This window comes from Modestobacter sp. L9-4 (assembly GCF_019112525.1).
GTDB lineage: Bacteria > Actinomycetota > Actinomycetes > Mycobacteriales > Geodermatophilaceae > Modestobacter.
Genome location: NZ_CP077800.1, coordinates 425,037 through 442,005, shown reverse-complemented (window position 1 = coordinate 442,005; position 16,969 = coordinate 425,037). Strand labels below are relative to the sequence as shown.

Annotated in this window: 15 protein-coding genes; 6 read left to right on the top strand and 9 right to left on the bottom strand. The window is 74.6% G+C overall.

Annotated features, from left to right (window positions below):
• Positions 1-6 precede the first annotated feature (6 nt).
• Positions 7-837, top strand: coding sequence for a hypothetical protein (locus KUM42_RS02105; protein ID WP_237494673.1), 831 nt, complete (start codon positions 7-9; stop codon positions 835-837).
• A 9-nt stretch (positions 838-846) separates the two neighbouring features.
• On the opposite strand, the gene KUM42_RS02100 is transcribed toward KUM42_RS02105, so the two are convergent.
• Positions 847-1,902: a DUF3616 domain-containing protein gene (locus KUM42_RS02100; RefSeq protein ID WP_237494672.1), complete on the bottom strand. Its 1,056-nt coding sequence runs from the start codon at positions 1,900-1,902 to the stop codon at positions 847-849.
• Positions 1,903-1,991: 89 nt separating this feature from the next.
• Between KUM42_RS02100 and KUM42_RS02095 the strand changes: the two genes are divergently transcribed.
• Positions 1,992-3,053 (top strand): SDR family oxidoreductase, encoded by a 1,062-nt coding sequence (locus tag KUM42_RS02095; RefSeq protein WP_237494671.1) that lies wholly within the window; start codon positions 1,992-1,994, stop codon positions 3,051-3,053.
• A gap of 109 nt (positions 3,054-3,162) precedes the next feature.
• Positions 3,163-3,765 carry a hypothetical protein gene (locus tag KUM42_RS02090; protein WP_237494670.1) on the top strand — a complete coding sequence of 201 codons (603 nt, stop codon included), beginning with the start codon at positions 3,163-3,165 and terminating at the stop codon, positions 3,763-3,765.
• An 8-nt stretch (positions 3,766-3,773) separates the two neighbouring features.
• Here KUM42_RS02090 and KUM42_RS02085 read toward each other — a convergent pair whose 3' ends face one another.
• Both KUM42_RS02085 and KUM42_RS02080 read right to left on the bottom strand, forming a co-directional pair.
• A complete protein-coding gene (locus KUM42_RS02085) occupies positions 3,774-5,294 on the bottom strand; it encodes an acetyl-CoA hydrolase/transferase family protein (RefSeq protein WP_237494669.1) in 1,521 nt (506 codons plus the stop codon).
• A 109-nt stretch (positions 5,295-5,403) separates the two neighbouring features.
• The gene (locus KUM42_RS02080; protein WP_237494668.1) at positions 5,404-7,206 is read right to left on the bottom strand and encodes an alkaline phosphatase; all 1,803 of its coding nucleotides are present in this window, start codon (positions 7,204-7,206) and stop codon (positions 5,404-5,406) included.
• A gap of 230 nt (positions 7,207-7,436) precedes the next feature.
• Here KUM42_RS02080 and KUM42_RS02075 point away from each other — a divergent pair, with 230 nt between their 5' ends.
• The gene (locus KUM42_RS02075) at positions 7,437-8,861 is read left to right on the top strand and encodes an NADP-dependent succinic semialdehyde dehydrogenase (protein ID WP_237494667.1); all 1,425 of its coding nucleotides are present in this window, start codon (positions 7,437-7,439) and stop codon (positions 8,859-8,861) included.
• Between the two features lie 75 nt (positions 8,862-8,936).
• On the opposite strand, the gene KUM42_RS02070 is transcribed toward KUM42_RS02075, so the two are convergent.
• From KUM42_RS02070 to KUM42_RS02055, 4 genes are all read right to left on the bottom strand, one after another.
• Positions 8,937-9,668, bottom strand: a complete 732-nt coding sequence (locus KUM42_RS02070) for a YcnI family protein (protein WP_237494666.1) — start codon at positions 9,666-9,668, stop codon at positions 8,937-8,939.
• A 71-nt stretch (positions 9,669-9,739) separates the two neighbouring features.
• A complete protein-coding gene (locus tag KUM42_RS02065; protein WP_237494665.1) occupies positions 9,740-10,621 on the bottom strand; it encodes a metal ABC transporter permease in 882 nt (293 codons plus the stop codon).
• Positions 10,615-11,331 (bottom strand): metal ABC transporter ATP-binding protein, encoded by a 717-nt coding sequence (locus KUM42_RS02060; RefSeq protein WP_237494664.1) that lies wholly within the window; start codon positions 11,329-11,331, stop codon positions 10,615-10,617. The genes KUM42_RS02065 and KUM42_RS02060 overlap by 7 nt, the downstream gene beginning before the upstream one ends.
• A complete protein-coding gene (locus KUM42_RS02055) occupies positions 11,322-12,311 on the bottom strand; it encodes a metal ABC transporter substrate-binding protein (RefSeq protein WP_237494663.1) in 990 nt (329 codons plus the stop codon). The genes KUM42_RS02060 and KUM42_RS02055 overlap by 10 nt, the downstream gene beginning before the upstream one ends.
• A 92-nt stretch (positions 12,312-12,403) precedes the next feature.
• On the opposite strand from KUM42_RS02055, the gene KUM42_RS02050 reads away from it, so the two are divergent.
• Complete coding sequence (locus KUM42_RS02050; RefSeq protein WP_237494662.1) at positions 12,404-13,231, top strand: CPBP family intramembrane glutamic endopeptidase; 828 nt, start codon at positions 12,404-12,406, stop codon at positions 13,229-13,231.
• Between the two features lie 40 nt (positions 13,232-13,271).
• Here KUM42_RS02050 and KUM42_RS02045 read toward each other — a convergent pair whose 3' ends face one another.
• Positions 13,272-15,500, bottom strand: coding sequence for a cation-translocating P-type ATPase (locus KUM42_RS02045; protein WP_304610733.1), 2,229 nt, complete (start codon positions 15,498-15,500; stop codon positions 13,272-13,274).
• Entirely contained in the window at positions 15,500-15,814 is a 315-nt protein-coding gene (locus tag KUM42_RS02040; RefSeq protein ID WP_237494661.1) for a DUF1490 family protein, read from the bottom strand. The genes KUM42_RS02045 and KUM42_RS02040 overlap by 1 nt, the downstream gene beginning before the upstream one ends.
• Positions 15,815-16,025: 211 nt before the next feature.
• Here KUM42_RS02040 and KUM42_RS02035 point away from each other — a divergent pair, with 211 nt between their 5' ends.
• A complete protein-coding gene (locus KUM42_RS02035; protein WP_237494660.1) occupies positions 16,026-16,964 on the top strand; it encodes a metal ABC transporter solute-binding protein, Zn/Mn family in 939 nt (312 codons plus the stop codon).
• The last annotated feature ends 5 nt before the right edge of the window (positions 16,965-16,969 follow it).

Here is a 16,969-nt window from a genome sequence, read left to right as displayed (position 1 = left end):
GGGGGCGTGTTCGACATCGACTTCATGGCCCTGCTGTGCCGCGAGGCGCTCCGCGAGCGCACGCCGGCCCTGATCGCCGAGGCCTGCGCCTGGTCGGTCGGGCTGTCCGACCACCCGCACCTCCACCGGGTCCGCGGCCGCCTGGTGCCCAGCGGCTCGACACTGGGCGCCCGCGCCGCCAACGGCCAGCCGCTGGGTGCCGAGGACGACGGCCGGCTCGAGCTCGGCGACGCCCGGCCCGGCAGCTTCCAGGACGCGCTGAACGCGATCGGCGCCGACGGTGTCCTGTACGCCGAGCGCTTCGACCGCGAGCTCGTCGAGCCGTTCGTGCTGGACACCTGCCTGCAGGCCGCCGAGCGGGCCCGCACCACCCGCGCCGCCGAGTGGGCCGAGCTGGTCGACGAGCTCGGCGAGGAGGGCGCCGACCTGGTCGAGGTCGTGCGCGTGGGGGAGTGGGAGGCGCCGCTGCGGATCGACGCCGAGCACCTCGCGCTCGCCGCACTCGGCGCCGTCCCGCTGGTCGAGGTCGAGGCCGAGGGGCTGCCGCTGTCGCTGGTGCGCGCGGCGGAGGCGGTGACCCGGGCGGCGGCACCCGTGCCCGCGCCGACCGGCCCGGCGGCCGACGAGCTGGCCGGTGCGCTGTTCCTCGCCGAGGCCGCGATCTCCGGCTCCGGGCTCACCGTGCCGGTGCCGCTGGCCCAGGCCGACCGGCTGCTGGAGGTGCTGCTGGCCGAGGGGCTGCTGCCGGAGGAGGTCCCGCCGCTGCTGTCGCAGCTGCCGGTCGAGCCGGTCACGGCCGCCGAGGTCCGGGCCACCCTCGCCGCGCTGGGCGGCTGACCCCGCCGGTCAGCGCCCGGGCAGCCGGACGACGTCGGCGTCGACCCCGTGGTCGTGCAGCCGGCCCGGCGCCGGGCTGTCGTAGACGACCAGCAGCCGGTCGGAGCCCAGCAGGCCGATGCCCTCGGCGTGGTCGTCGCCGTCACCGTAAGGCAGGTCCAGCTCACGGGTCAGCGCGTCGTCGCGGACCACCTGCGGCGCCTCGGCGGTGAGCGCGTCGTGCCAGCGGTACACGCGCACCGGGCCGTCGAGGTCCATGGTCGGACCGGCCAGCACCAGCAGGTCGTCGCCGTCCGGGCACAGGTCGCGCACGCCGAGCCCGGCCATCCGCAGCACGTGCGTGCGGTACCGGCGGCCGTCCGGGAAGGGGCGCAGCCGCAACCGGCGCGGGTGGTCGGGGTCGGTCTCCGGGCGCAGCTCCAGCACCACCGCCCAGCCGCGCAGCACCGGGCCGCGCAGCCCCAGCAGCACCCGGTCGCCGGCCACCGCGATGCCCTCGACGTCCAGGCCGTTGTCCTTGCCCGGGATCGGCAGGAAGGGCGCCAGGTGCTCGTCGTCGGCCAGCAGGTCGCGGAGGTCCTCGCCGTGCGCGCCGAAGACCGCGGCGCGGTGCTCGACGCCGTCGACGGTCAGCTCCCGCACCGGCGTCGGCAGGCCGTCGACGGTGGCCACCGGGATCCGCACCAGCACCTGGCGGTTGGCCTGGCCGGAGACCCTGGCCAGCCGGCGCAGCGCCTTGTCGCCCTCGTGGTGGTCCTTGACCCGCTTCCGCCGCAGGCTGTGCGAGCCGACCGCCCAGAGGAAGTCACCGTGCCGGGCCAGCCCCTCGACGTCGGCCTCCTCGTCGGCGTCCCCACCGGGCAGGTCGACCAGGTCGGCGAGCCGGTGACTGGTCTGCCCGCCGTAGCCGTCCGCGTCGGCGACCAGCCGCTCGACGGTCGCCGTCTCGTCACCGGCCACCCACAGCACCGGCCCGTCGCTGCGCACGGCGGAGAGGTTGGTGTGCGTGCCCGCCGCGCGGGCGTCGGCGGAGAAGGAGAGCCGGACGGTGCGTTCGATGCCCACGCCGTCAGCCTGGCACGAGCCGGCCGGTTGGCGGCCGCCGTGCCGGGCACTGCCCCGGGGACGTGGTCGAGCAGAGGGAGCACAGCGGGATGAGCGAGCAGGGCAGCGTGCTGGTCACCGGCGCGGGCGGGGTCATCGGCTCCGCCGCGGCCGACGAGTACGCGACGGCGGGACGGCGGGTGCGCGGGCTGAGCCGGCGGGCGCCGCGCGAGGACGCCGGCTGGGAGCACCTGGCCGTCGACCTGCGGGACGCCGACGCCGCCCGGGACGGCCTGGCCGCGGCCGGCGACACGACGCACCTGGTGTTCGGGGCCTACGCCGAGCGGCCCACCGCCGCGGAGCTCTCGGAGGTCAACGTCGGGATGCTGCGGAACACCCTCGACGGGCTGGCCGCGGCCGGCGCGCCGCTGGAGCACGTGACGCTGTACCAGGGCGGCAAGGCCTACGGGGCGCACATGGGGTTCTTCAACACCCCGGCCAAGGAGCGCGACCCGCGGATCGTCCAGCCGAACTTCTACTACGACCAGGAGGACCTGCTCCGCGAGGTCGCCGCCGAGCGCGGGTTCCGGCTCACCGTGCTGCGGCCCGAGGGCGTCATCGGCTACGCCGTCGGCAACCCGATGAACCTGCTGATGGTGATCGCCGTCTACGCCGCGATCAGCAAGGAGCTCGGCCAGCCGCTGCGCTTCCCGGGGAGCCTGGCCGCCTACGACGCCCTGTACCAGGTCACCGACGCCGAGCTGCTGGCCCGGGCGACCGTGTGGGCGGGCAGCGAGCCGGCCGCCGACGGCGAGGTCTACAACGTGACCAACGGCGACCAGGTGCGCTGGCGGCACCTGTTCCCGGCGTTCGCCCGTGCCTTCGGCATGGAGCACGCCGAGCCGCAGCCGGTGCCGCTGGTCGAGGCGATGGCCGGCCGCCGCGACGTGTGGGAGCGGCTCGCCGCCCGGCACGACCTGCTGCCCACCCCGTTCGAGGACCTGGTCGGCTGGGAGTTCGGCTCGTTCATCTTCAATTCCGGCTTCGACAACGTGACCTCCACGATCAAGCTGCGCCAGGCCGGGTTCGCCGACTGCCTGGACACCGAGGACCGGTTCGTCGAGCTGTTCGGCCAGCTGGCCGACCGCAGGGTGGTCCCGCCGCTGCGCTGATCCCGAGGCTGCGCGGCCGAGCGCCGACCGCGGGCTGGTGGCGGTCTCCGGTACCCGGTGGCCGCCACCAGCCCGGTCTCGACGGTCGCCGTGCCCGTACGGTCGCGGCGTGGCTGACGAGGACGACCTGACCCAGTGGACCCCGGCCGGGGCTGAGCGGCTGCGTGTCGCGGGGGCGGAGCTGGCGGCGGCGGTGACCGCGCACGCCGCGGCGGTGGCGGCGGTGAGCGGTGAGGACGGCGTGCCCGAGCTGCTGGCCGCCCACGACCGCCTGCTGCCCGCGGTGCTGGCCTATGCCGACGCACAGCTGGACCTGACCGGTGGCGACTTCCCGTTCGGTGTCCTGCACGACGTCGACCAGGACCAGGAGGTCGAGGACCTCGGCATCGACCTGCGTGACCCGCAGCCCCCGGCCGTCCCCGCCCCCGCCCCTGAGCTCTCCGGCGTCACCGCGGTGACGGTGCTGCAGCGGCACGACCTGCAGGTCACCGACGAGGCCGCGGTGCTCGCCGCGGCGGGGGAGGACGACCTGGGGTCGGCGCTCGCCCGGCTGGCCCGTGCCGGTGGCTGGAGCGCCGTCGGCGGGGAGCCGGGCCTGCGGTCCACGGCACGCTCGGTCCTGGTGGTCGGCTCGGCCGTCGCGCCCGGCGAGGAGCCCGACGAGGACGGCGGCGAGCTGCTGTACTCCCACCAGGACGTCTTCCCGGACTGACCCGACGGTCAGGCCGGGCGCATGCTCCCGGTCCGCAGGAAGCGGGAGTGCCAGCTCAGCGCCTCGTCGAGCAGGTGCGGGGTGTGCCGCCCGTGCGCCCCGTGCAGGGCGCGCTCGGTGTAGTCGGTGAGCGCAGCCCGGTAGTCCGGGTGCGCGCAACGGTCGATGACCTGCCGGGCGCGCTTGCGCGGGGACAGCCCGCGCAGGTCGGCCAGTCCCTGTTCGGTGACGATCACGGCCACGTCGTGCTCGGTGTGGTCGACGTGGGAGACCATCGGCACGATCGCGGAGATGGCCCCGCCCTTGGCCGTCGACGGGCTGACGAAGGCGGACAGGAACGCGTTGCGGGCGAAGTCGCCGGAGCCCCCGATGCCGTTCTGCATCCGGCTGCCCATCAGGTGCGTGGAGTTGACGTTGCCGTAGACGTCGGCCTCGATCATCCCGTTCATGGCGATGACGCCGAGGCGCCGCACCAGTTCGGGGTGGTTGCTGATCTCCTGCGGGCGCAGCACGATCCGGTCGCGGAACTCCGCGACGTGGTCGGTGAACTCGGCGATCGCGGTGGGGCTGAGGGAGAACGCGGTGGCGGAGGCGAAGGTGAGGGTGCCCGACCGCAGCAGGTCGAGCATGCCGTCCTGGACCACCTCGGTGTAGGCGGTCAGGTTCTCGAAGCGCGACTCCTGCAACCCGGACAGGACGGCGTTGGCCACGTTGCCGACGCCGGACTGCAGCGGCAGCAGGTCGACGGGCAGCCGGCCGCGGGAGACCTGGTGCTCCAGGTACTCGATCAGGTGCCCGGCGATGGCGCGGGCGGTGTCGTCGGGCGGGCTGAACGGGGTGTTGCGGTCGGGGGCGTGCGTCTCCACCACCGCCACCACCTTCGCCGGGTCGACCCGCAGGTGCGGGACGCCGATCCGGTCGCTGGGGTGGGTCAGCTGCACCGGACGGCGGTGCGGCGGCAGCGCCGTCCCGTAGTAGACGTCGTGCATGCCGTCCAGGGCCTCCGGCTGCCACGAGTTGACCTCCAGCACCACCCGGTCGGCCAGGTCCAGCCACGTCTTGTTGTTCCCGACCGAGGAGGAGGGGACCAGCTCGCCGTCGGCGGTGATCGCACTGACCTCGACGACGGCGACGTCCAGCGGGCCGAGGAAGCCCTCCCAGGCGAGCTGGGCCACGTGGGACAGGTGCACGTCGAGGTAGTCGACCTCACCGCGGTTGATCGCCTCCCGGGTCACCGGGTCGGACTGGTAGGGCAGTCGCAGGCCGATGCCGCCGGCGGCGGCGAGCGCCCCGTCCAGCTCCGGTGCGGTGGACGCGCCGGTCCAGACGTCGACCTGGAACGGCTGCCCGGCGGCGTGCGCCTGCGTGATCCGGCGGGCCAGCGCCGGCGGCAGCTCCTTGGGGTGGCCGGCCCCGGTGAAGCCGCTCATGCCGAGCGTGTCCCCGGGGGAGACGAGGGCAGCCGCCTCCTCGGCCGGCACGACCTTCCGGGCGAAGTCGGGGTGCTGGATGCGGCTGGAGCCGGACATCGGTCCTCCTCGTCGGCGGCCACCCGGGGCGGTGCCGGAGGTCTCGGTCCGACGCTAGGTGGCCACCGGGGGTCCCGCTCGCCCGGGGCGCGGGCGAGCGGGACCGGGGTCAGCGCGCGGTGCGGGGCTGGTCGCTGCGGGCGCCGAGCTCGGCGACCGGGCCGCTGATCTTCCGGCTGCCCTTCAGCGAGACGAAGGACGTCTCCAGTGCGACGGTCGCCTGCGGGTCCAGCCGCGGGTCGAGGGCCAGGCCCTTGTCGCCCTTGCTGCGGATGAACCAGAAGTCGGCCTGCACGCGCTCGGGCGTGACGTCCAGGACGACGTACCCGTGGCCGATGCCCTCGAGGTACCGGACCCAGGGGTTGGTGGCCTGGAAGCCCGCCGTCGCCGCCTGCGCCGCGGCCGCGGAGCCACCGAGGGACTCCTTGAACCCGTTGCTGGTGATCGAGGGGCAGACGAACTCCACCCCGACGGAGTTGCCGTCGACCGGGTACCTGGCCCAGTCGGTGGGCAGCTCGTTGGCCCACGAGGAGTGGATGTCACCGGTGAGCACGACCGGGTCGGTGCCCCCGGAGGCGGCCATCGCCGTGAGCACCGTGCGCTGGTCGGCCTGGTAGCCGTCCCACTGGTCGGTGTTGAACACCTGCCCGCCCACCACGCCGGCGCGCGGGACGGCGAAGACGCGGGCGAACACCGTCTGGTTGCCCACCAGGTGCCACGCCGTCCTCTTCGCGGTGAGGCCCTTGGTCAGCCAGGTCATCTGCTGGGTCTCGGGCAGGTGACGGTCCCGGTCGGCCAGAGCCGGGTTGACGGCGCCGCCGACGGTCGCCGGCACCTGCGCGGCCCGGTTCTGCCGGGTCTCGATGACCGACAGCTCGGCCAGGTCGCCGAAGCTGTAGCGGCGGAAGAACTGCTGGCCCTGGCTGGCCTGCGGCTGCCACATGGCGGGCTCGCGGATCGGCATCCACTCCAGGTAGGCGCGGAAGGCGCGGGCCCGGCGCTCCTGGAAGTTGCCCTCGGGGCGGATGCCGGCGGGCTTGCCCGGCTCGGTGTAGGCGGTGTCCGGGTCGTCGTCGCGCTCGTGGTTCTCCGCGCCCGAGGCATAGGCGTCGTTGGTGATCTCGTGGTCGTCGAAGATCACGATCCACGGGTGCTTCCGGTGGCTGGCCTGCAGGTCGGGGTCGGTCTTGTAGAGGGCGTGCCGGGTGCGGTAGTCCGACAGCGACACCATCTCGGTGGCCGGCTCGTGGTCGCGGATGCCGATCAGCGCGTTGGGGCCGTACCGGTCACCGGAGCCGGCGACCCCGGCGATGCGCGGGTCGTTGCCGTACTCGTAGAGGTAGTCGCCCAGGTGCAGGACGAAGTCCAGGTCGTCGCGGGCGGCGATCCCGCGGTAGGCGGTGAAGAAGCCACCCGTCCAGTTGCTGCAGGAGACGAACGCCATGCGCAGCGCGTGCAGCTGGCCGGCCTCGTCGGGTGCGGTCTGGGTGCGTCCGACCGGGGAGGTCTGGCCGACGGAGGTGAACCGGTACCAGTAGCGGGTGTAGGGCGTCAGCCGGCTGACCACGACCTTGATGGTGTGGTCGCGGCTGGCGTCGGCCACGACGTCGCCGCGGCGCACGATCTTCGTGAAGCCCTCGTCGGCGGCCAGCTCCCAGCGGACGTTGACCGCCGGGCCCTTGCCGCTGCCGGGCAGGGCGTCGGGGGTGGGGGTGATCCGGGTCCAGAGCAGCAGCTCGGTGGCGGTGGGGTCGCCGCTGGCGACGCCGAAGCCGAAGACGCCGGAGCGGGCGGTCTCGGCGACGGCTGCGCGGGCGGCCTCGGCGGACATGCCGCCGAAGGTGAGGGCGGCGGCCGTGACGGCCCCGCCCTTCAGCAGGGTGCGGCGGGACAGGGGGGCATCGAGGGCCATGCCGGGACTGTTGCGGGGCCGGACGACCGTGGCGCGGTCCCCGGGTGAACGGACGGCGGCGTGCGGCTGGCCGGTCGGCGGTGGCCCCGGCGTGTCCGGGGACTCCGTTTCACCGGTCCGGCCCCGGGCAGGTGCAGAGGGCCCGGCGAGCCCAGCCGGACGGCCGAGCGCCTCCGTGGCACGCCGCCGTCCGGCCGTGGCCCGCGACCTCGCACCGACGGGAGCCCCCCATGGCCATCGCCACCATCAACCCTGCCACCGGCGAGACGTTGAAGACCTTCGAGCCGCTGACCGACGACGCGCTGGAGGACAAGATCGCCCGCGCGTCGACCGCCTTCGCGAGCTACCGGCTCACCAGCGTCGAGGACCGGGTCGGCTGGCTGCGCGCGGCCGCCGACGTGCTGGACGCCGACACCGACGACGTCGCCGCGCTCATGACCACTGAGATGGGCAAGACGCTGTCCAGTGCGAAGGCCGAGGTGGCCAAGTGCGCCAAGGCGCTGCGCTACTACGCCGACCACGGCCCGGCGATGCTCGAGCCGCAGCAGCTGGACGCCGACGCGGTGGACGCGCAGCAGGCCTACGTCAGCTACCAGCCGCTCGGCGTCGTCCTGGCGATCATGCCGTGGAACTTCCCGCTCTGGCAGGCCATGCGCTTCGCCGCCCCGGCGCTGATGGCGGGCAACGTCGGCCTGCTCAAGCACGCCAGCAACGTCCCGCAGACCGCGTTGTACATGGAGGAGCTGTTCCGGAAGGCCGGCTTCCCGGCCGACGTCTTCCAGACGCTGCTGATCGGTTCGAAGACGATCGAGCGGGTGCTGCGCGACGACCGCGTGGTCGCCGCGACGCTGACCGGCAGCGCACCGGCCGGGCAGTCGGTGGCCGCGATCGCCGGTGACGTGCTGAAGCCCACGGTGCTGGAGCTGGGCGGCTCCGACCCGTTCATCGTGATGCCCTCGGCGCACCTGGACACCGCCGCCGAGGTGGCCACCACCGCGCGCAACCAGAACAACGGGCAGTCCTGCATCGCCGCCAAGCGCTTCTTCGTGCACCGCGACGTCGCCGAGGAGTTCACCCGGCTGTTCGCCGAGAAGATCGGTGCGCTGACCGTCGGGGACCCGATGGACTCCAGCACCGAGATCGGCCCGCTGGCGACCGAGTCCGGGGTGGACGACGTGGACGACTACGTGCAGGACGCCGTCAGCAAGGGCGCGACCGTGGTCGTCGGCGGCAAGCGCGTCGACGGGCCCGGCTGGTTCTACGAGCCGACGCTGCTCACCGGGATCACGCCGGAGATGAAGCTGTACGCCGAGGAGGTCTTCGGGCCGGTCGCCGCGCTGTGGACCGTCGACAGCCTGGACGAGGCCATCGAGATCGCCAACAGCCACCCCTACGGCCTGGGCTCCAACCTGTGGAGCGAGGACGAGGGCGAGCGCGCCGAGTTCGTCCGCGACATCCAGTCCGGCATGGCGTTCATCAACGGCATGACGTCGAGCTACCCGGACCTGCCCTTCGGTGGGGTCAAGCAGAGCGGTTACGGCCGCGAGCTGACCGAGCTGGGCATGCGGGAGTTCATGAACGCCAAGACCGTGTGGGTCGGCGCCCCCAGCAGCGAGCAGGAGAACGGCAGCACCGCCGGCCAGGCCGGGGAGTGATCAGCCGACCGGACGGACCGGGCGATTCCGGTCCGTCCGGTCCGCTGCCGTTCCGGCGGGTGACCTGACGACCTGTCAGGCGCCGGTGCGGCGCCGTCCGGCCAGGCCGGTGACGAGGGCGGCCCCGGCGGCCAGCAGCGCCACGATCGCGACGACGAGGCCGGCGACCGCGGTCCCGGACGGGCCGTCGTCGGTCGTGGCCGCGGCGGCGCTGGTGGCGGTCGTGTCCGCGGGGGAGTCGGCGACGACGCCGCCGGCGGTGTCCCCGCCCGGCGCGGTGAGCTGCAGGACCGGGGCGGGGTGCTCGGGCTCGGCCTGGCCGGCGACGGCCGGCTCGATCCAGGCCACCTCGGACCCGTCGCTGTAGGTCTGCACCGCCGGCAGGCTCAGCGACCCCGTCTCCGGCAGCGGCCCGGCCAGGATGGTGAAGGTCTGGTACTGCCCGGGCGCGATGGCGGCCGAGGGGTCGGCGGTCCAGACCACCTGCGAGATGGCCTCGGTGACCTCGCCGTCGTCGGTCTGCACCGGCGTGGGGAGCGTCGTCGTCTCGGTGCGCGCCGTCCAGCCCGGCACCGGCTTGACGCTGACCGAGGCCAGCGGGGTGTCGGTGGGCAGCTTCACGGCCAGCTCGGTCGTGGAGAGGGTGTCGCTCTCGGTGGGGACCCGGAAGGTGAGCTCGCCGTAGCCGCCGGGCGCGGCGTCGGCCGAGCTGACCCGGACGTGGGCGGAGGCGGACCCCACCCCCAGCGCCACGACGGACAGCGCGGTCGCGGCGACGACGGCCGAGGAACGGGTCAGGATGTGCAAGGGTTCTCCCTGGGTGGTGCGCGAGGGCCGGCCACTGCCGGCACACCCAGGCAGTCGTCCCGCCGGGGCGCTCAGTTCCCGGGTCCGGGCAACGGGTCGAGGACGGCCCCGTGCAGCACGCCGCCACGCACCCGCCCGCCGGCGTCCCGGCGCGACGCGCGCACCAGCGGCCGGGCGGCCGAGAGCAGGGCGAAGACGGCGATGGTCACCAGCACGATCGTCGCGCCCGACGGGGTGTCGGCGTAGAAGGAGACCACCGTGCCGGTGACCGCGACGGTGACGCCGACCAGCACGGCGACGACCAGGCTGGCCCGGAAGCTGCGGGCGACGAGCTGGGCGCACCCGGCCGGCAGCACCATCAGCGCGCTGATCAGCAGCAGGCCGAGCACCCGCATCGACAGCGTCACCGTGCCCGCGGTGACCACGGCCAGCAGCAGGTTCAGCCGCAGCACGGGCAGGCCGCTGGCCGTCGCGTGCTCCTCGTCGAGGGCGACGGTGAACAGGTGGCGGCTCAGCCCGATCGTCACGCCCAGCACCACGACCGCCATGACGGCGAACACGACCAGGTCGGTGCGCGTCGTGGTGGTCAGCGCCCCGAACAGGTAGCTGTCCAGGTTGGCCGGCGTCCCGGCCGGCGCCCGGGTGACCACGACGACACCGCCGGCGATCCCGCCGTAGAACATGACCGCCAGTGCGACGTCGGTGCTGGCCGAGCGGCGGCTGCGCAGCAGCTCCAGCACGACGGCGCCGCCGACCGTGGCCACCAGCGCGGTGAGCACCGGCGCCGTTCGGGTCGCCAGGCCCACGGCCACGCCCAACAGCGCGACGTGCCCCAGCCCGTCGCCGATCAGCGACAGCCGGCGCTGCACCAGGTAGACGCCGACCGTCGGCGCAGTCAGCCCGACCAGGACGGCGGCCACCAGCGCCAGCTGCATGAAGTCGTAGCTCAGCACGCGTCCTCGACCGCCGTCCCGCCGACGGTGACCGTGCGGCTGATGACCGATGCCAGCGGGCCGGTCTCGTGGACGACGACCACCACGGCCGTCCCGGTCGCCGCCAGCCCGGCGAGGGTGGCGGCCAGGACCCGCTGGTTGCCGGCGTCGACGCCGGCGGTCGGCTCGTCCAGCACCAGCAGCTCCGGGTCGCCGGCCAGGGCGCGGGCCACGAGCGCGCGCCGCTGCTGTCCACCGGACAGCTCGGCGACCGGGCGCCGGTCGAGGCCGGCCAGACCGACGCCCTCCAGGGCGCAGTCGACGGCGCACCGGTCGACCTCGCGGAAGCGCCGCCACGGGCCCACCCGGCTCAGCCGGCCGGAGGAGACCAGCTCGCGGACGGTGACCGGGACGCTGCCCACGACGGTGGACCGCTGCGGGACGTACCCCACCCGCTGCCAGTCGCGGAACTGCCCGCGGGGCTGCCCGAACAGCCGCACCTCGCCGGCCAGCACGTCCGACAGCCCGAGCAGGCCGCGCACCAGCGTGGACTTGCCTGCACCGTTGGGCCCGCACACGGCCAGCACCTCGCCAGGGTGCACGGTCAGGTCGACCCCGCGCAGCACCGGCCGCCGTCCGTGGCCGAAGGCGGCGCCGCGCAGTTCCAGGACGGCACCGGTCGGCGCCGCCGGGGGAGCGGCCGGCCGGGCGGGGCGGGAGCTCAGGAGCACTGCTGACCTGCCCGCAGGCTCGCCAGGTTCGACCGCATGACCTGCAGGTAGTCCGTGCCCTGCGAGGCGTCGGTCAGCCCCTCGATCGGGTCGAGCTGCCGGGTCTGCGCGCCGGTCTCGCGGGCGACGGTGTCGGCGACGGCCGGGCTGACCAGCGTCTCGAAGTAGATGGTGGACACCCCGTGCTCGCGGACGAAGGCAGTGGCGCCGGTGAGCGCGCTGGGCGCCGGCTCCTCGTCCGGGGCCAGCCCGCTGATGCCCACCTGGTGCAGGCCGAAGGCCTCGGCCAGGTAGCCGAAGGCGCTGTGGCTGGTCACGATGTCACGGCTGGCGCAGGTGGCCAGACCGGTGCGGAACTCGGTGTCGAGGGCGTCCAGTTGTTGGCGGAGGGCGGCGGCGTTGGCGGTGTAGACCGCGGCGCCGGCCGGGTCCACGGCGCCCAGCCGCTCGGCGAGCGCGTCCCCGACCGCGGCCATCCGCATCGGGTCGTGCCAGAAGTGCGGGTCGGTCACCGCCCCGTCGCCGGGGTCGTCCCCGCCGGCGTGTTCGTCGCCGGCGTGCTCGTCCCCGTGCTCCGGGGAGTAGACGAGGTCCAGGTCGGCCGCGGCGCCGGCGTCGAAGGCGTGGTCGCCGGCCTGCTGGTCGACGGCGGCGTCCACCGAGGGCTGCAGCGTCGGCAGGTAGACGACCAGGTCGGCACCGGCGGTCGCGGCGACGTCGCCGGGGGTCAGCTCGTACTCGTGCGGCTCGGCCGCCGGTGGGGTGAGCGAAGTGACCGTCGCCCGGTCGCCGGCGACCTGCTCGCTGAGCCACTCCAGCGGGTAGAACGACGCGACGACGCCCAGCCGGCCGTCGCCGTCCGCGGTCGGCTCCGCGCCGTCGGCCGGTGCGCACCCGGCCAGCGCAGCCGAGCCGGCACAGGCCAGCGCCACGAGCAGCGGGAGACGCGGGCGGGTACGAGGAGGGCGGGTCGTTCGCATGCCGACACGATCACCTACCTGACAACGATTGTCAAAATCGTGGACAGGCGTCCGCAGGTCGCCCACAGCTGCCGTGGGTACCGTCCGCGGGCGTGCAGCCACCGACACCGGCCGGCGGGTCGGACACCTCCCCGCCCCCGGCTCCCGCGCCGGACGGGTCCGTGCCGCGGCGGTGGCTGGCGGTGGAGCTCTGGCTGGTCATGGGGCTCTCGCTCGGCGCCTCCGGCGTCCGGGCCCTGGTCGCGCTGGTGGCCGCGGTGGCCACCGGGGTGCCGCTGGGAGAGCAGGCCGCCGTGCTCAACGGCTCGCTCGCGCCCGGGCGACCGGTCCTCGACCTCGTGCTGCAGCTGGTCCGGCTGGCGGCGTCCCTGGTGCCGGTCGCGCTGGCCCTGCACCTGCTGACCCGCTCCGGGGAGGGCGCCCGCACCATCGGGCTGGACCTCTCCCGCCCCCGCCCGGACCTGCTGCGCGGGGTCGCCCTCGCCGCGCTGGTCGGCGGCACGGGGCTGGCCTTCTACCTCGCCGTGCACGCGCTGGGGGCGGACCTCACCGTGGTCGCCGAGGACCTCCCCGACGTCTGGTGGCGGGTGCCGCTGCTGGTGCTGTCCGCCGCGCAGAACGCCGTGCTGGAGGAGGTGCTGGTGGGTGGGTACCTGCTGCACCGGCTGCGCCAGCTGGGCTGGGGCGACGGCCGGGCGCTGGCGCTGAGCGCCGTGCTGCGGGGCAGCTACCACCTGTACCAGGGCCTCGGTGGGTTCGCCGGCAACCTGGTCATGGGGCTGCTGTTCGGTCGGCTGTACCAGCGCTGGGGGCGGGTGGGCCCGTTCGTCGTCGCGCACACGCTCATCGACACGGTCGCCTTCGTCGGCTACGCGGTCCTGGCCGGACACGTCTCCTGGCTGCCGACCCCACCCGGCTGACCGGGTGGGACCGGACGTCGTCCGATCCCACCCGGCCCGGTCAGCCCTCCGGCGCCGCCGTGGTCGCGAGGACGCCGTCCGGCTCGATCGCCGGGTAGTCGCGGCGCACCCCGCGGTAGCGCACCAGCCGGGCGGAGTTGCCGGCCACCGCCACCGAGGAGGCGTTGTGCAGCACCGCCGCCAGCACCGGCGACAGCGCGCCACCGCCGGCGACCAGCAGCCCGATGCCGTTGACCGCGATCGACATGCCGTAGTTCTGCCGCACGATCTGCAGCGTCCGGCCGCCCAGCTCGCGCAGGTCCAGCAGGTGGCGCAGGTCGTCACCGACCAGCGCGACGTCGGCGGTCTCCACCGCGACGTCGGTGCCCGAGACGCCCATCGCGATGCCGATGTCGGCCGCGGCGAGCGCGGGGGCGTCGTTGGTGCCGTCGCCGACCATCGCCACGGTGTGCCCGTCGGCCTGCAGCGCGGTGACCGCGTCCTGCTTGTGCTCCGGGAGCACCTCGGCCTGCCACTCGGTGATGCCCAGTTCTGCGGCGACGGCCGCGGCGGTGGCCGCGTGGTCACCGGTCAGCATCACGATCCGGCGCACCCCGGTGGCCCGCAGCTCGGCGAGCACCTCGCGGGCCTCCGGGCGGATCTCGTCGCGCAGGCTCACCAGCCCGACCAGCTCGCCGTCGACCGCCAGCAGCAGCGGCGTCTCGGTGGCCGCGCGCAGCGTGGTCAGCCAGGTCGCCGCGTCCTCGCCGACCGCGACGCCCTCGCCGGCCATCAGTGCCTCGCTGCCCAGCAGCAGCACCCGGCCGTCGGCCTGGGTGCGCATGCCCAGGCCCAGCAGCACCTCGCACTCCTCGTGCGGCGGGATGAACACGTGCCGCTCCTCGGTCGAGCGGATCACCGCCTGGGCCAGCGGGTGCCGGGAGTGCACCTCGGAGCTCGCCGCGTACCCGAGCACCTCCTCCGGCGTCCAGTCGTCGGAGAAGGAGACGACGTTGGTGACCACGGGCCGGCCGATGGTGAGCGTGCCGGTCTTGTCGAACACCACGGCGTCGACGCGGCCGGCCGCCTCCAGGTGCGCGCCGCCCTTGATCAGCACGCCGCGCGAGGCGCCGTTGCCGATGGCCGCGCTCACCGCGGTGGGCGTGGACAGCCCCACGGCACAGGGGCAGGCGACCAGCAGCATCGTCATCGCCCGGCGCACGTCGCGGGTGACCAGCCAGGTCAGCGTGGCCAGCGCGAAGGACGCCGGCACGAAGCGGGCGGAGAAGGTCTCCCCGACGGTCTGGATCGGCGCCCGGTCGTCCTGGGCCTGCTCGACCCGGGCGATGATCCGGCCGATCGCGGTGTCCGAGCCGGTGGCCGAGGCGCGCACCACCAGCCGGCCGCGCAGGTTCACCGAGCCCGCGTGCACCGTGTCGCCGGCGGCCACCGAGACCGGCAGCGGCTCGCCGGTGATGGCGGCCTGGTCGACGACTCCGGTGCCCTCGACGACCTCACCGTCGACGGCGATGGTGGCCTGGTCGTGCACGACGACCAGGTCACCGACCCGCAGCTGGGCGAGGTCGACCTGGCGCTCGACGTCGGGGGCGCCGTCCACGCCGGGCACCAGCACCCAGGCGGTGGTCTCGGTGCCGGCGAGCAGCGCGGAGATCGCCCGGCGGGTGCGCCGCAGGGTGAGGGTCTGCATCCACTCGCCGATGTTGAGCAGCCACAGCACGGTGAGTGCGACGACGTTCTCCCGCAGCAGCAGGCTGGCGAAGGTCGCCGCCGTGACCAGGGCGTCGGTGCCGGCCGTGCGTCTTCCGGCGAGCGCGCCGAACGCGCCCTTGACGAACGGGTAGCCGGTGAACAGCGTCAGCGCGCTGGCCACCAGCCGGCTGCGCCCGGACAGCACGGGCGGGCGGCCGAAGCCGTAGCGCCGGACGCCCAGCAGGGCGAGGGCGGCCCCGCCGATGCCGATCCGCAGCAGCTCGGTGTTGGCGACGTCGGCCGAGCGGGGACGGCGGGCGACCACCGCGTCGGCCGACAGCTCCCCGGCGCCGGCCACCACGGCGAGCACCTCGGCCCGGTCGGCGTCCGGGGTCAGCCAGACCACGACCTGCCCGGTGCCCGGGAACGCCTGCGCGGCCAGCACGCCGGGGACGCCGTCCAGGGCGTCCTCCACCTGGACCGCGCGCGACGGGGAGCCGGTCAGCGCCGGGACGGCGATGCGCACCCGGCCGCCGGCGTCGGCGACGACCGCCGGCGGCGTGGGCGTCGCGGCGGTCATCAGTGGCTGTGGTCGTGGCCGCCGGTGGACCGGTCGGCCGGCGGGGGAGCCTGCTCGCCCAGGTCGGCGTAGGCCTGCGCGCGGACGTCGCCGGCGGCCAGCCGGGCACGCTCGACGGCGGTCTCGGCGCGGCGGGTGCCCAGGATGCCCAGCCGGGTGGCGGTGACGGCGATCCGGCGGGGGAGGCTGCCGCCCTCGCCGCGCTCGGCGGCCCGGACGACGGCGACGCCGACCACACCGGTGGCCACCGTCCCGGCGGCCTTGCGCAGCAGTCGGCCGGCGGTGGCGGTGCGGTTGGTCGTCGACTCGGCCATGGACGGGCTCCTCGGTTCGGGGGTGGGGACTTCGTGTGCCCAGCCACGGTAACGGGAACCATGGTCACGGTCGACGCGAGGCCGAACCGGCCGACCGCTGCCGGGAGCACTGGACCGGGGTGTCCCGGACCGCCGGAGGAACCCGGTCGACGACACGCCGAGCTGGATCGCTTACGCTAGCGGTAACCGTTGTCATTCTTGGGAGAAGTTCATGCGCATGGTCCAGTCGGTCGCGGCAGCAGCCGCCGCGTCGTCGCTGCTGCTGCTGGCCGCGTGCGGTTCCGACGACGCGTCGGCCGCGGGCGCCGCCGGGTCGTCGTCGTCCTCGTCCGACGGCGTCTCCGTCGTCGCCTCGACCAACGTCTACGGCGACATCGTCTCGGCCATCGGCGGCGACGACGTCGAGGTCACCTCGGTCATCTCCGACCCGTCGGCGGACCCGCACTCCTACGAGGCCGACACCCGCACGCAGCTGGCCGTCTCCGACGCCGACCTGGTCGTCGCCAACGGCGGGGGCTACGACGACTTCATGCAGACGCTGCTGTCGGCCAGCGACTCGAAGGCGAAGGTCGTCGACGTGGTCGCGCTGTCCGGCCGGGAGGCCGAGGCGCAGGCCGCGGGCGAGGAGCTCAACGAGCACGTCTGGTACGACTTCGCGACCGTGCTGAAGCTGTCGGACGAGATCGTGTCCTCGCTCAGTGCGATCGACGCCGCGCACGCCAGCGACTACGCGGCCAACGGCGCCGACTTCAAGGAGAGGGTGCAGGGCCTCATCGACGGCGAGGCCGCCGACGAGCCGAGGACCTCCGGCGCCGGCGTCGCGATCACCGAGCCGGTGCCGGGCTACCTGCTGGACGCCCTGGGCGCGGAGAACCGCACGCCCGAGGAGTTCTCCGAGGCCATCGAGGAGGGTGGCGACGTCGCCCCGGCCGTGCTGCAGGAGACCGTCGACCTGTTCTCCGGTGGGCAGGTGAAGGCGCTGGTCTACAACGAGCAGACCACCGGCCCGGAGACCGAGCAGGTGCTGTCGGCTGCCAAGGCCGCCGGCGTCGCCGTCGTCCCGGTCACCGAGACGCTGCCCGAGGGCGAGGACTACGTTTCCTGGATGCAGAGCAACCTCGACGCCGTCGCCGCCGCGCTGTCGTCCTGACCGCC

Excerpts from the sequence above, each read along its gene's own strand:
- KUM42_RS02035 (WP_237494660.1), top strand. The coding sequence starts at position 16,026 with ATGCGCATGGTCCAGTCGGTCGCGGCAGCAGCCGCCGCGTCGTCGCTG.
- KUM42_RS02040 (WP_237494661.1), bottom strand. The coding sequence starts at position 15,814 with ATGGCCGAGTCGACGACCAACCGCACCGCCACCGCCGGCCGACTGCTG.
- KUM42_RS02085 (WP_237494669.1), bottom strand. The coding sequence starts at position 5,294 with ATGTCCGGCTCCAGCCGCATCCAGCACCCCGACTTCGCCCGGAAGGTC.
- KUM42_RS02075 (WP_237494667.1), top strand. The coding sequence starts at position 7,437 with ATGGCCATCGCCACCATCAACCCTGCCACCGGCGAGACGTTGAAGACC.
- KUM42_RS02055 (WP_237494663.1), bottom strand. The coding sequence starts at position 12,311 with ATGCGAACGACCCGCCCTCCTCGTACCCGCCCGCGTCTCCCGCTGCTC.
- KUM42_RS02080 (WP_237494668.1), bottom strand. The coding sequence starts at position 7,206 with ATGGCCCTCGATGCCCCCCTGTCCCGCCGCACCCTGCTGAAGGGCGGG.
- KUM42_RS02045 (WP_304610733.1), bottom strand. The coding sequence starts at position 15,500 with ATGACCGCCGCGACGCCCACGCCGCCGGCGGTCGTCGCCGACGCCGGC.
- KUM42_RS02095 (WP_237494671.1), top strand. The coding sequence starts at position 1,992 with ATGAGCGAGCAGGGCAGCGTGCTGGTCACCGGCGCGGGCGGGGTCATC.